At 58.0% G+C, this 12,795-nt stretch carries 14 protein-coding genes and 1 pseudogene; 4 read left to right on the top strand and 11 right to left on the bottom strand.

What is annotated here, in order from left to right:
* Positions 1-19: 19 nt before the first annotated feature.
* From AC2FJW_RS12885 to AC2FJW_RS12855, 7 genes and pseudogenes are all read right to left on the bottom strand, one after another.
* Positions 20-1,129 (bottom strand): TFIIB-type zinc finger domain-containing protein, encoded by a 1,110-nt coding sequence (locus tag AC2FJW_RS12885; protein ID WP_496750256.1) that lies wholly within the window; start codon positions 1,127-1,129, stop codon positions 20-22.
* Positions 1,130-1,147: 18 nt separating this feature from the next.
* Positions 1,148-1,639, bottom strand: a complete 492-nt coding sequence (locus AC2FJW_RS12880; protein WP_496750255.1) for a cytochrome b — start codon at positions 1,637-1,639, stop codon at positions 1,148-1,150.
* Positions 1,640-1,704: 65 nt separating this feature from the next.
* Positions 1,705-2,853 carry an SPFH domain-containing protein gene (locus AC2FJW_RS12875; protein WP_496694759.1) on the bottom strand — a complete coding sequence of 383 codons (1,149 nt, stop codon included), beginning with the start codon at positions 2,851-2,853 and terminating at the stop codon, positions 1,705-1,707.
* Positions 2,854-2,875: 22 nt separating this feature from the next.
* Positions 2,876-3,880: a DUF2927 domain-containing protein gene (locus tag AC2FJW_RS12870; RefSeq protein ID WP_496750254.1), complete on the bottom strand. Its 1,005-nt coding sequence runs from the start codon at positions 3,878-3,880 to the stop codon at positions 2,876-2,878.
* The gene (locus AC2FJW_RS12865) at positions 3,849-5,039 is read right to left on the bottom strand and encodes a toxic anion resistance protein (protein ID WP_496701574.1); all 1,191 of its coding nucleotides are present in this window, start codon (positions 5,037-5,039) and stop codon (positions 3,849-3,851) included. Before AC2FJW_RS12865 ends, AC2FJW_RS12870 begins: the two co-directional genes overlap by 32 nt.
* Before the next feature lie 31 nt (positions 5,040-5,070).
* A complete protein-coding gene (locus tag AC2FJW_RS12860) occupies positions 5,071-5,985 on the bottom strand; it encodes a 5-bromo-4-chloroindolyl phosphate hydrolysis family protein (protein WP_496750253.1) in 915 nt (304 codons plus the stop codon).
* 177 nt (positions 5,986-6,162) lie between these two features.
* Positions 6,163-6,969 (bottom strand): annotated as a pseudogene (locus AC2FJW_RS12855) (pseudouridine synthase); the annotation flags it as partial.
* A 61-nt stretch (positions 6,970-7,030) separates the two neighbouring features.
* Between AC2FJW_RS12855 and AC2FJW_RS12850 the strand changes: the two are divergent.
* Positions 7,031-7,486 (top strand): nucleoside deaminase, encoded by a 456-nt coding sequence (locus AC2FJW_RS12850; protein WP_496750252.1) that lies wholly within the window; start codon positions 7,031-7,033, stop codon positions 7,484-7,486.
* 25 nt (positions 7,487-7,511) lie between these two features.
* On the opposite strand, the gene AC2FJW_RS12845 is transcribed toward AC2FJW_RS12850, so the two are convergent.
* The gene (locus AC2FJW_RS12845) at positions 7,512-8,489 is read right to left on the bottom strand and encodes a nuclear transport factor 2 family protein (RefSeq protein ID WP_496750251.1); all 978 of its coding nucleotides are present in this window, start codon (positions 8,487-8,489) and stop codon (positions 7,512-7,514) included.
* Positions 8,490-8,496: 7 nt separating this feature from the next.
* Entirely contained in the window at positions 8,497-9,189 is a 693-nt protein-coding gene (locus AC2FJW_RS12840) for a metal-dependent hydrolase (protein ID WP_496694764.1), read from the bottom strand.
* Positions 9,190-9,247: 58 nt separating this feature from the next.
* Here AC2FJW_RS12840 and AC2FJW_RS12835 point away from each other — a divergent pair, with 58 nt between their 5' ends.
* Positions 9,248-9,904, top strand: a complete 657-nt coding sequence (locus AC2FJW_RS12835; protein WP_496750250.1) for a ceramidase domain-containing protein — start codon at positions 9,248-9,250, stop codon at positions 9,902-9,904.
* On the opposite strand, the gene AC2FJW_RS12830 is transcribed toward AC2FJW_RS12835, so the two are convergent.
* Together AC2FJW_RS12830 and AC2FJW_RS12825 are read right to left on the bottom strand one after the other, a co-directional pair.
* Positions 9,895-10,458 carry a DUF4202 domain-containing protein gene (locus tag AC2FJW_RS12830; RefSeq protein ID WP_281972715.1) on the bottom strand — a complete coding sequence of 188 codons (564 nt, stop codon included), beginning with the start codon at positions 10,456-10,458 and terminating at the stop codon, positions 9,895-9,897. The two genes, AC2FJW_RS12835 and AC2FJW_RS12830, sit on opposite strands and share 10 nt — an antisense overlap.
* 136 nt (positions 10,459-10,594) lie before the next feature.
* A complete protein-coding gene (locus tag AC2FJW_RS12825; protein ID WP_496677714.1) occupies positions 10,595-10,753 on the bottom strand; it encodes a hypothetical protein in 159 nt (52 codons plus the stop codon).
* Positions 10,754-10,980: 227 nt separating this feature from the next.
* On the opposite strand from AC2FJW_RS12825, the gene gatC reads away from it, so the two are divergent.
* Together gatC and gatA are read left to right on the top strand one after the other, a co-directional pair.
* A complete protein-coding gene (gene gatC / locus AC2FJW_RS12820) occupies positions 10,981-11,268 on the top strand; it encodes an Asp-tRNA(Asn)/Glu-tRNA(Gln) amidotransferase subunit GatC (RefSeq protein WP_039536649.1) in 288 nt (95 codons plus the stop codon).
* Between the two features lie 3 nt (positions 11,269-11,271).
* A complete protein-coding gene (gatA, locus tag AC2FJW_RS12815; protein ID WP_496750249.1) occupies positions 11,272-12,759 on the top strand; it encodes an Asp-tRNA(Asn)/Glu-tRNA(Gln) amidotransferase subunit GatA in 1,488 nt (495 codons plus the stop codon).
* Positions 12,760-12,795: the final 36 nt, after the last annotated feature.

Raw genomic sequence — 12,795 nt, 5'->3', positions numbered from 1 at the left:
ATGAGGTTAGCCGGTCACGTCATTGCTGACCGGTTGCCACCATGTAACCAACACCGGCAGCTGCCAAAAGGCCAAGGCACACGGCGACAGAGATCTTGAGCGCTGACCAGGGACGTTCCCCCTGAACGCGCCCGGTGCGGCCGTTTACTACAAACCTGTACGTCTGCCCCCGATATTTGTAGGCGGCCATCCAGATCGGCAGGAGGACATGCTTGAAGGTCACATCCCGCACATCGGTCTCAACCGCATGAACGCGCTGCCGATCGCCACCAATGTCAAAGCGTACATCCCGTTCTATCACGCGGGACATATGTGTGCGGGCTTCGGTGTAGCCGTCATTCAATTCGACTGTATAGGCCTCGGCCCGAAAACCGGCGAGGTACTCAGGCTGATACGGTTCCAACGCGGGTAAATCCCAGGGTTCCAGCGCGTCGGTGTACTTCTTGGGCAAAGACTGGGATGCCAAAACCAGAACGTCATCAAAGAACCGTGCGACCCGGCCCGATTTCGGGGACCATTTCACCTTGGCGACCCTTTGCTGTACACGCTTGCCATCGCGCATGACGCTGCGTGTTTCATAGTAAACTATGCCGCGCTCGCCGTGATATGTGGATTTCGTATCCGCATCGAAGGTCCAGTATGGAACATAGATACCCTGCATCTTGCGCCCTTTGCGGGCATAATCCTTCAACCCGTTTGGGGCGAACCATAACCGTCCCAGCCAGTCTCCCATGGCCTTATGCGCAGTGCGTTCATCCAGCGCAAAGGGCAGCACGCCGCGGGGTTTGATGTGACGGCTGATGCCGGTATCCGTTACTACTGGGGTTGCGCAAAAGGGGCATTCGGCTGCGTGCGTGGCCGGGTCGAATTCAACCTGAGCCGCACAGTTGGGGCAGGTCAGAACACGCGTTTCCTCGATCTCATCGTCAGGCAGCTGATCCGAAAGCGCACTGTTGAAATCCAGCTCTTTCAGGCTGGCACCGCCCCACGGTCCGGCGCCAACCGCCTCGGAGTGACCGCAATGGTCACAGGTGAGCGTACCATCATCGGGATTGAACCGATAATCCGCCCCGCATTGATCGCAGGGAAAGCGGTGTTCGTCTACAATGTTAGGGTCGGTAGGGGCCATTGAAGCCTCGAATTTGCGTTATCGGCCAGAGGACAGGCGCATCCGGTGCAGCACCCCGTCCCGTTTGATGAAATGATGCCAGATGGCAAAGGCAGCGTGACCTAGTGCGACGAACAACAGGGCATTGCCCACGGTTTCGTGGACCTCACCAGCAACATGGATTCCCCCGAACCAGGCCAACATGCCGAAGATTGGCACCGCGACCATCAGCGCATAAAGCAAGAGATGTCCCAGTTTCGCAGCGGTCGCCATCAGGGCCGAGCTTTCCTCGACAGGGGCAGGCGCGCCCTGTCGCCACCGAAGAAGAATGCGGACCAGGATCAGTGCAAAGACGATGCAGCCAAGCCAGACATGAGGGGTGGCCCCTTCTGTCCCGACCGTGTTGCCATCAAGCCGGGCATGCAGGGCGCGTCCCATGCCATCGCTGCTGATCCATTCGCCGATGATGATCACAGCGATCAGCCAGTGCAATACGATTTGGGGCTTTGAGTAGCGGTCCAAAGTAGACATTCGTTTGCTCTTTCAGAAAGGTTGCGGATACGCGTTAAACGTTGCTGCCTAAGCTTTCCGTCACTTCAGGCTCCGGGCGGGGGCGGCGGCAAGATCGTGAACAACTGCGCCAGTTCCTGTACCTCACCCGCCTTTTTCCAGCCGTCCTGACCGGCGGTCCAGACATGGGTGTCACGGGTGATCTCTCCCTCTGTCGCCATGCGGCCCATCTTGGCCTTGGAAAATGGCCCGCTGGTTTGCCCGTCAACGGCGATATGCCAGACATGTTCCACTGGCGGTGGCGGCGGAGGCGCCGTATGCGCCGCAGGTTGCTGGGCAGCGGGGGCGGAACCGCCCCACGGACCGCTCGGCTGACCCGCTGCCATGTTTGACATCTGCTGTGCCATGGCCATGCCCATTCCCATGCCAAGGCCAGCGCCCATGCCACCGCCCTGACCGGGATTGTTGGCCGCGGCTGTCATCGCCTCAGCGGCTGAATACTGGGTGAATTTACCCAGATCACCAGCCAGCCCCATCGATGTCCGCTTGTCCAGCGCCGCTTCAACTGCGGGTGGCAGTGAGATGTTCTCGATATAAAATTCAGGCATCTCCAGCCCGTACCCGTCCAAGACCGGGGTCACTTCTGCCGCGATCAACTTGCCCAGATCGGCGGTATTGGCGGCCATGTCCAGAACCGGAATGCCTGATCCTGCGATGACCCGGCTGAATTCCTGAACGATGATATTGCGCACCTGAAAGCTGATCTCGTCCATCGTGAACTCACCATCGGTGCCGACGATTTCGATCATGAATTTTGCTGGGTCTTTGACCCGGGTTGTATAAGTACCGAAAGCGCGAATGCGGGTCGGTCCGAATTCCGGATCGCGCAGCATGATCGGATTCTTGGTGCCCCATTTCAGGTCATTGAAGCGAGTCGTGTTGACGAAATAAATCTCGGATTTGAACGGAGACTGAAAGCCATGGTCCCAATGCTGCAGTGTCGTCAGGATCGGCATATTGTTGGTCTCAAGCATATAGAGACCGGGGGTGAAAACATCCGCCAGCTGCCCCTCATGCACGAAAACGGCCGCCTGGCCTTCGCGCACGGTCAGTTTGGCGCCGTATTTGATCGCATGGCCCTCGCGTTCGAACCGCCAGACCATCGTATCGCGGGTGTCGTCGACCCAGTGGATGACGTCGATGAACTCGCCGGTCAGAAAATCGAAAATACCCATTTGGGGTCTCCTTATCTTGGGCTCACAGCTGCTGGCCCATCAGTTCGCGCGCAATGATCCGCACCACGGGACGCGCGTCTTCGACAGCCACGCCAGGCTCAAGACGCGGGTCATAGAGCATTGTCAGTAATTTCTCGTCATGGCTGGTCAGCAACGCAAATTCATCGTCATCATTAAAGATGGATGGTCGCGCAGCGTTGCTGTCATTGGAGAGTCCCAGCCCCTGCGCCATTTCTTCGTGGATGCAACTGCGCCGCAGCATATCAGGCAATTCAGCACGGATCAGCACCACCGCCCGAACAAATCGGTGCAGGGACCGGTTGGTCGGAGACGCGATGACAAAACAGTCAATATTTGAACGCGGGTTTGCAACCAGGTCAAGCAATGGCTGATCGATACCCGGCACAAGCTGTTTCAGGCGGGAGACCACGTATGCACTGTCATCCTTTCCCGCGAAAAAGACATGGAAATTTGCCTTGCGGGTAACGATAGACATCGGATGACCAGTCACTTTGGACAGCCGCGCGGTAAAGATCTCGACCTGTTCGGCATCCTTTGCCCGCATTTCGGGGGACACAGACGGGGCGAATTCTGTCTGAACACGGATGGGGGTGGACCATCGGCTAAGCTGGCCCTCGGTCGAATATGTGGTCGCGGTGACGGCGTGATCTGGATACTCGTTGAAAAAGGCAATCGCCTCGAAATTGCGCTCCAGATCGCTGGCATCATAGGGAGTGTCCGGCCCGCCGCCATCGCTGCGCAGCATACCACGCGTCAGCAGGTCACGTTCTACCCGCTGATAGAACCGCGCCAGATCCTGACTGGCCGCAGATGGAGGTACATAGGCATTAGGGGCAGGCGCTGGGGGGGCTACGGGGCGCGGTTGAGGGGCAACCGAAGACGTCAGGGCCTCGTCGCAGTTGGCCAGCGCCAGCAATGCGACCAGACCCAATACGGGCTTCAGATATCCCTGTGACCGCACCTTCAATCCACCATCAGCCCGGAACAGCTGTTCCGGCGTTGTCACCGATACCGTCCTTGCGCGCTTTGGCTGCGGCCAAAGTGTCGCGCAGTTCGGTTTCCATCTTCTGCAGCTCTTGCTCGGCAGCGGCGCGTTTGGCCTTGCCTTCATCCGCAATCTCCAGGCTTTCATTGATGGTTCCGATCAGATCGGCATTGGCCTGTTTTACGGCCTCGATATCAAAGACACCGCGCTCCATTTCCTGACGGATCACCTTGTTCGACTCGCGCAGGTTGGCGGCATTCGCGGTCAGAAGGTCGTTGGTTAGGTCATTCGCATCGCGCACGGCGGCGGCGGCCTCGGCGCTGCGCTGAATGGTGACGGCTTGTGCCAGCTGGGTTTCCCAGAGCGGCACGGTGTTCACCAGGGTCGAGTTGATCTTGGTCACCAGGGATTTGTCATTTTCCTGAACCAGACGGATCGAGGGCAGCGACTGCATGGTGACCTGTCGCGTCAGCTTCAGGTCATGCACCCGGCGTTCCAGATCATCGCGCGCAGCACGCAAATCGCGCAGCTCCTGCGCTTTCATCACCTGATCCTCTTCGGGCGCGGCCTGAACCTCGGCCTCTTTCTGAGGAATGTCCTGACTGTCCAGTTCGGTCAGCTTCTCTTCGCCGGCCGCGATGTAAAGTGCCAGTTCATCATAAAAGCCCAAGGTTTTTTCATACAGGATGTCTAGGGACTTGATGTCCTTCAACAGCGTATGTTCATGCGAAAGCAAGTCATCCGTGATCCGGTCGATCTGGCCTTGAACCTGTTCGTATTGGGCGGTGAACTTGGCGAACGGGGCGGCCTTGCCCAACAGTTTTTCCCACCAGCTACGCTCGCGCCGCACGTCGAGTTCGCTGACCGAGAAACCACGGATCGTGGTCACGATATTGCGCAGGCTGTCACCCGCCGGGCCGACATCCTTGTTGCGCACATCTGCCAGCATCGCCTGGCTGATTTCCTGCAACTCGGCCTGCGCACCCGAGCCGAAGGACACGATGGAATTCGTGTTCCCCATGTCGATCTCGCCCATGCGTTTACGAATTTCAGCACCTACAGGCTCGTCGGCCTCTTTCAGAAGGACAATTTCCGCCGTGGGGTCGGGCAGGGCGACGGCGGTCACTTCCTGTACCAGCGTTTCGGCTTCGACTGCCTTGTTCTTTACTTCCTCGGACATGGGGTAATCCTCTCTGTATACTTTGGGCCGGTCAGTCCAACCGAACGCCTTCGCGCTGCAACCGTTCGCGCAGCACGTCAATTTCAACCGTCAGATCGCTGCGGTCATCCAATAGCATCTTACGGGTCCTGGCAGAGAAATTCTGTTCCAGGTCATCCAGTAGAGACGAGTAATCCTGCAGTGACTGCGCATCACGTGTTCTGGCATAAACATCCGAGAACTTGACCGTCGCGTCACGGGCACCCTGCAGATAGACGGTCAGGTATTTTCTTGCTCCGGCCAGATCGCGCGGGTCTTCTTCGACGGTGCGAAACAAATCGCGGGCAGTTTCCTGAAATCGCTCGACCCGCGCTTCGATCCGGCGGTCCCCAGCACGTTTGATGGCGTCGGTCATTTCGGTCAGATGCGCCTCAGCGTCTTCGACTACCCGTGCGACACGGTCCTGCTGAAAGGTATCGATGCCTTCCATGCCTTTGTCTGACATAGGGTCCAGGCCGAAGGAAACGGAATGCAACACAGCAGCGGCGGTGCCGAATAAAACCGGGGCGATGAGGCTGGCGTCAGACACGGTTGCCGCATCGAGAAACTCGGATCGGTATGAGGCCAACCCGGCCCCAAGGCCGGTCAGAACGCTGGAAAATATCTTGCGGGGAATGGCCGGGCGCCGGGCTGTGCGCCGTGCGTTATAGGCCGCCTCTGCCCGCAATCCTTCGCGCAGCAGAAAGGCCGCCCCGGTCAGCAAACCAGCGGCAACAAGTCCAATGGTCATCCCGATCGCACCGTCGTTCAGCGACAGAAACACCAATGGAACAGCCGGGATAAACAGGATATTAGCTCGCGCGCCAGCCGGTTCTACGCGCGCGCCATCAAACTGACCGCGCGCCGGTTGATCTGTCGACGAATCTGAGTCGTTTGGGCTGTATTTGCCGCCAAAGCGTTTGGCCATGTGCTTACAGCCCTCCCAGTAACCCGGTGCAGACGCCGAACAACAGAACCAACAAGGCCACGTAAGCCAGTTTTTGTACTCCGGACCCGGACATGATGCTCCCTGAGTTTCTCTTTGCGGAAAACTTAGGGGATGCGCGGCCCCGGCGCTAGGGGGAAGGTTACCTAACCCTTATCATTTGCGAGATTTCTTGCCGATCGGAGGCCGTTTGCGCTGTGGTCGTGCAGGGCGTTTGGCCGGAGCCTCTGGCTCAGCCTCAAGACCAAGCTGATCACGCATGACCCGGCGGCGAATTTCCTCGACCTCTCCGGGTTTCAGTTTGCCCAACTGAAACGGGCCGTACGAGACGCGCAGCAACCGGTTCACGGCAAAGCCGATATCCTCGATCGCGCGGCGGATTTCGCGGTTTTTACCTTCGCGCAGGCCAATGGTCAGCCAGGCGTTTGCGCCCTGTTGCCGATCGAGTGTTACATCCATCGGTTGGAACCGTTCACCCTCGATCACCAGCCCCTTTCGGAGCGGCGCGAAATCCTCGTCTTTTGGACGCCCGTTTACACGGACGCGGTATCTGCGCAGCCATCCGGTGGCAGGAAGTTCCAGCTTGCGCTTGATGCCGCCATCATTTGTCAGCAACAGCAACCCTTCCGAGTTCAGGTCAAGCCGCCCGACGCTCATGACGCGGGGCATGTCCTCGGGCAACTTGTCGAAGATCGTCGCGCGGCCTTTTTCGTCCTTCGTCGTCGTAACCAGACCGGGTGGCTTGTGGTACAGCCAAAGACGTGACGGTTCCGGCTCGGAGACCGGTTTACCGTCGACGGTGATCTTGTCTTTGGCGGTAACGTTCAGCGCGGGGCTGTCGATGGTCTTGCCGTTCACAACCACACGACCTGCTTCGATCATGCGTTCCGCTTCCCGGCGCGAGGCGACGCCAGCGCGGGCAAGGACTTTGGCGATCCGGTCGCCTGGAGGAGGGGTATTAGTCATTTGCAGCCCATAGCGCATCCCGCCGCCTTGCGAAAGGCAGGTTTCTGATGCAGTCAGAGGCATGGAGTTCAAATCGTACATGGATATCGCGCTTGAGCAGGCGCGCGAAGCCGGTGAACGCGGCGAAGTTCCGGTAGGGGCTGCTATCGTGCTGGGCGACCGGGTTGTCGCCGTGGCAGGCAATCAGACACGCGAGTTGAACGACCCAACCGCACATGCCGAGATACTGGCCCTGCGCGCCGCCTGTGCTGCAACCGGATCGGAACGCCTGATTGACCACGACATCTATGTCACACTGGAACCCTGCGCGATGTGCGCCGCGGCTTTGGCCGCCGCTCGTGTTCGGCGGATCTATTACGGGGCCTCTGATCCCAAATCGGGTGGGGTAGCTCACGGGGCGCGGGTGTTTTCCCATCCACAGTCGCACCATAAACCCGAAGTGTTTGACGGTATTGCCGCCAAGGATTGCGAAGCCCTGCTGCGCGAATTCTTCACCAAAAAGAGGGACAGTAAATAATCTGGGTTGGGACCGACCTGCGGTGCTAGGGTTTGGCCCAGTCCACGCGATAGACCGTCTGTGGCCCACCGAACCCCTTTAGTTGAGCCGAAATCGGAGCGCTGAACTGCAGCCCGGCGGTCGCGCCCAGCAGCAATCGGGTAACGTCGGTGACAAGAATTTCATTAGCGCCACAAAGGCCAGTCACCCGTGCGGCCTTATTGACCACCGATCCAAAGAAATCCTCGTCACGCTGAATGACATCGCCGGTATGAATGCCAACCCGAAGACCCAAGGGTATATCAGACTGTAGGGCCGCATTTTCCCTTTGGAATTCGGTCGCCGCTTGGATCGCGTCGTGGACAGAGGAGAAGATCGACATCGTGCCATCCCCAAGTGATTTGACCAGTCGGCCGCCATGGGTGTGAATCAGATTTTCAGCCAGATCGAAATGGCTGGATATGAGCGCGGTCCATTTGTGATCTCCGACCTGACGCGTGATTTCAGAAGAACCTGCGATATCAGTAAACATGACCGATGCCGCACCCTCTTGTTGATCCTGAGTGAATTCCTGCCGAGCTGCCGCGATCAATGCGTTCAGCGCTTCATGCTCGATCCCGATTTTCTCCATGTTCGAAGTTGGGTTGGAGACATGCATCTGGATCATCTTCCAGGCACCGTTTTCCAGATGCAATACAAAGGTGAACCTATGGAGCGCGGCTTTGCCGTTTGATGTGAATGCAAGTGTTGCTTCGCAATGGGCCCATCCTATGTCACCGCATTCAAACGCCTCGAGCGAATGTTCGTCCCAGCTGAAATCCGGAATTTCGCGAGTGTGGTCGGCAAAGCCCTGGCGGAACACCTGTCCGGACCAGCTTTCGCCATCTGCCGACCCCTGATACCGCAAATGTTCAGATGACGAGAGCAGGTTCATCAGCGCGGCGCGATCCTTGAGGCGAACCGCATCATTCCAGCGCCGTATGACAGCGACCAGTTCTGGAGAGGGTGTTACCGCGTTACTCATCAAGCGGCTACAGCTTGATGGCTTGCATCAGCTGCGGTTCGATCACCTCGACACCCGGCAAACCGTCCTCCAGCACCTGCGCGGATTGCTCCAGAATCGGGAAGGTCTTGTAATGGCAGGGAATCACGGTTTTGAAATTGAAATAGCGCTTTGCAGCATAGGCGGCGCCTTTCATGTCCATGGTAAAATGGCCCCCTGCGGACAGGATACCAATATCGGGATTATAGTAATCCCCCATCCAGTCCATATCGGCCATGATATCGGTGTCGCCCGAAACATAGAGCATGTGCCCCTCGGATGAGATCATGAAACCGACCTCGCTGCCACCGGTGCGCAGCCCGTCTGGGGTCGAAAATGTCGAGCTGTGCGAGGCGGGTACCATCGAGACCATAACGCCGTTCAGGTTGACCGTGCCGCCTTTGTTGAAGCCGACTGTTTCCAGACCTTCGGCTTCGCTCCAGTACCCCATCAGGTCATACTGACCGACCACGGGGACGTTCAGATGTTTGGCCAATGAGACAACGTCAACAACATGATCGAAATGCGTGTGTGTCAGCAGGATATGTGTCGCGCCTTCCAAAGCAGCGTCATGCTGATCTTCAGGCAAAACGGGGTTGCCGGTCAGCCAAGGGTCGATCAGCAGAACCTGTCCTGCTGTTTCAATGCGAAAGCTGCCATGCCCAAGCCAGATGATATTCATGAAAAGCACTCCCAAATGAACTGTTGGCAGCAGACTAGCATCGGGTATGTAAAATTTCATGGATTGGTTTCGGGAAATTGACAGTTATTGCGAGCGTTTATCGCCTGCCTATTGGGCAGAGCCGATAAATGCGGTTACGAATGCCGCCTTTTTGATTGCGGCTTTCATTATGTGGCGGCGGGTGCGCGGGCCGGGGATGCCATTGGCAAAAATGCTTGTGGTTATCCTGGTCGGCATCGGAATTGGCAGTTATTTGTTTCACACCCATGCACAGGTCTGGTCCGCGTTGGCGGATACTGCACCCATCCTGCTTTTTATTCTGACCTATATTTTTGTAATGAATCGCAACGTCTGGCAGTTGCGGCCGCTTTACGCGGGGATCTGCGCGGCCCTGTTTGTGCCATATGCCGCTTTGACGATTCCGGTGTTCCAACTGATTCCGGGTTTGGGCGGATCGGCCGCCTATGCTCCGGTGCCGCTATTGATCCTGATTTACGCCGTCCTGTTGTCGAAACGCCTGCCTGATACCGCCCGCGGGCTGGCGACCGGCGCAGTGATCCTGATCGTGTCGATTACCTTTCGCGCTTTGGACGCACCGATTTGCACGCAGTTCCCGACTGGTACGCATTTTCTGTGGCACATCCTGAACGCCACGATGTTGGGCTGGATGATCGAAGTCTACCGCAGTCACCTAAGCCGTGCGTCTCAGGCCTGAAACGCAGCAGCCAGTTCTGCCGGCAGGTCAAATTCGGCCAGAACCCTGGTGCGTGCATCGGATGACATCTTACGCGCGGTTTTCTCGACAATGCTGAGGATTTTTTCCTGCGAGTGCTTTGCGGCGAAGGGAGCGAAATACCATTTGAGGAACACAAAACAGGCCACATCTTCCAGCGCCTGCACCTCGTTGTCACGTTTGATACCCTGCTTGCGCACCATGCGTCCGGCGTCTTGGATTTCGTTTTCTTCAAATCCGCACTGCTTCATCAAGGTCATGACGGTTTGCGCATGGTGTTCGCCCTGCGCCTTGCGCCAAGCCAGATATCCGGCGCGCCCTTCGGGATATTCACTTCGGGCCAGCTTCCAGCGTTCAACATGTTGCCCGCGTGCGGCGATCTCAAGCGAGTTCGATGCATCGGGAAAAAGCCTGGCCAGTTCAGCGCTCATGCGTTGTCCGTAAAGCAACGCTGCGGGTTGGCCGTTCTCTAAGGTTGGATCTTGGGTGTTGGCTGCGTCGATTGCGTCCAGGACTGCCTGTTTTCGCGCGCTCATTCTATGCTCCGTGGGCTTGCCGGAAATCCGGCGGTGTGTTCGGGCGCATCGTAGCGAGTCGGCAAATCAAACGCAGCAGTCAAATGCGAAATTCCGGGTCGGAGAGGGGGGATCCGACCCGGACGAAGTTGTGGCGTCAGTTACCCAGCTTCGTTTTGTCCTGTGTAACTGGTTCGGAAACCTGATCGGGGAAAGACAGGTCGCGGGTTAGCGAACCCATGGTGGGTCCGAATGCCTGAGCTTGCGCAGCAAGAACAGTAGTGGCCAACACAAATGCGGTCATGAGCGTTTTCATCATCTTACTCCAGTTAGTGGCTGTGCCATGCTGTAAGAAGTGAACGGCGCGGTTCACTTTTTCAAGGCGGATTCTGAACTAATTGGTTTACTTTTGTGCATAGGCGCTATGCATTTTTGTATGGCTAAGCCACCTCCTTGCATAGAAGGGGCAGAACAACCGCCTGCTACCCTTGCGACCGAGGCATCAGACAGGTAAATGCCCCCTGACGCATATGAGGTTTTCCGATGTCGATTGACCAAAGCACCGCCGCAAAGGTGGCCAAACTGGCCCGGATCAAGGTCGAGGATGACGCGCTGCCTGCGCTGGCATCCGAGTTCAACACCATTCTTGGGTTCATCGAACAGTTGAATGAAGTGGATGTCGACGGTGTCGAGCCGATGGTTTCGGTCGAACCGATGCGCCTGAAGCGCCGCGAGGATGTGGTCACCGACGGCAACCAGCAGGACAAGGTTCTGGCCAATGCCCCCGACGCACGCGAAGGTTTTTTCGCAGTCCCCAAAGTGGTGGAGTAAGATATGAGCGATCTGAACAAACTGGGCCTGGCCGAGGCCCGCGACGCGCTGCGTGCCGGTGATGTCACCTCGGTTGAGCTTACCGAAGCCTGCTTGACCGCCATTGATGCCGCCGATGCGCTGAACGCTTTTGTCCACAAAACGCCAGAGCTTGCGCTGGAACGCGCCAAGGCTGCGGATACGCTCATCAAAGCAGGGGATGCCCCGTCGATGTGCGGTCTGCCGATCGGCATCAAGGATCTGTTCTGCACCAAGGGCGTACCCTCGCAGGCGGCCTCGAAGATTCTGGAAGGCTTCAAGCCGGAATATGAATCCACCGTTTCGCAGCAACTGGCCGACGCCGGTGCCGTGATGCTGGGCAAGCTGAACATGGACGAGTTTGCCATGGGCAGCAGCAACGAAACTTCGGTCTATGGCAATGCGGTCAGCCCGTGGCGCCGTGGAAATGACGACGCACAGCTGACACCGGGCGGGTCCTCCGGCGGGTCGGCTTCGGCGGTGTCGGCTGATCTGTGTCTGGCCGCCACTGGCACCGATACTGGCGGCTCGATCCGTCAACCAGCGGCTTTTGTCGGGATTACTGGCATCAAGCCGACCTACGGCCGGTGTTCGCGCTGGGGCATCGTGGCCTTTGCATCCTCACTGGATCAGGCCGGGCCGATGACCAAGAATGTCCGCGACGCGGCGATCATGCTGGAAACCATGTGCGGTCATGACCCCAAGGATTCCACCAGCGCCGAACTGGCCGTCCCGAATTTCGAGGCCATGCTGACCGGCGACATCAAGGGCAAGAAGATCGGTATCCCCAAGGAATACCGGATGGACGGCATGCCCGCCGAGATCGAAAAACTCTGGGCAGATGGCGCGGCGATGCTGAAGGACGCAGGGGCCGAGATCGTCGACATTTCGCTGCCGCATACCAAATACGCGCTGCCCGCCTATTACGTGATTGCGCCTGCCGAGGCGTCCTCGAACCTGGCACGCTATGATGGTGTCCGCTATGGCCGCCGCGCGCAGTTGGGGCAGGGCGACGGCATCACCGAGATGTACGAGAAAACCCGCGCCGAGGGCTTTGGTCACGAGGTTCAGCGCCGGGTTATGGTCGGGACATATGTTCTGTCGGCGGGTTTCTATGACGCCTATTACAACCGCGCCCGCAAGGTCCGCACGCTGATCAAGAAAGATTTCGAGGACGTTTTCGCCGCCGGTGTCGACGCCATCCTGACCCCGGCCACGCCGTCGGCGTCGTTCGGTCTGGGTGAAATGACCGAGGCGGATCCGGTTCAGATGTATCTGAACGACGTCTTTACCGTGACGGTCAACCTTGCTGGTTTGCCGGGCATTTCGGTTCCTGCAGGTCTTGATTCTCAGGGTTTGCCGCTTGGTCTGCAGCTGATTGGCCGTCCATGGGACGAAGGCGATTTGCTGAACACGGCCTATGCGCTGGAAAGCGCTGCGGGCTTTGTGGCCAAGCCGGGGAAATGGTGGTAATCCTCTAATCAACAAGACAACGTAGAACGGAGCAGC

It is taken from the genome of Ruegeria sp. CDSA020, assembly GCF_059612345.1.
This window is presented reverse-complemented; position numbering and strand designations above follow the sequence as displayed.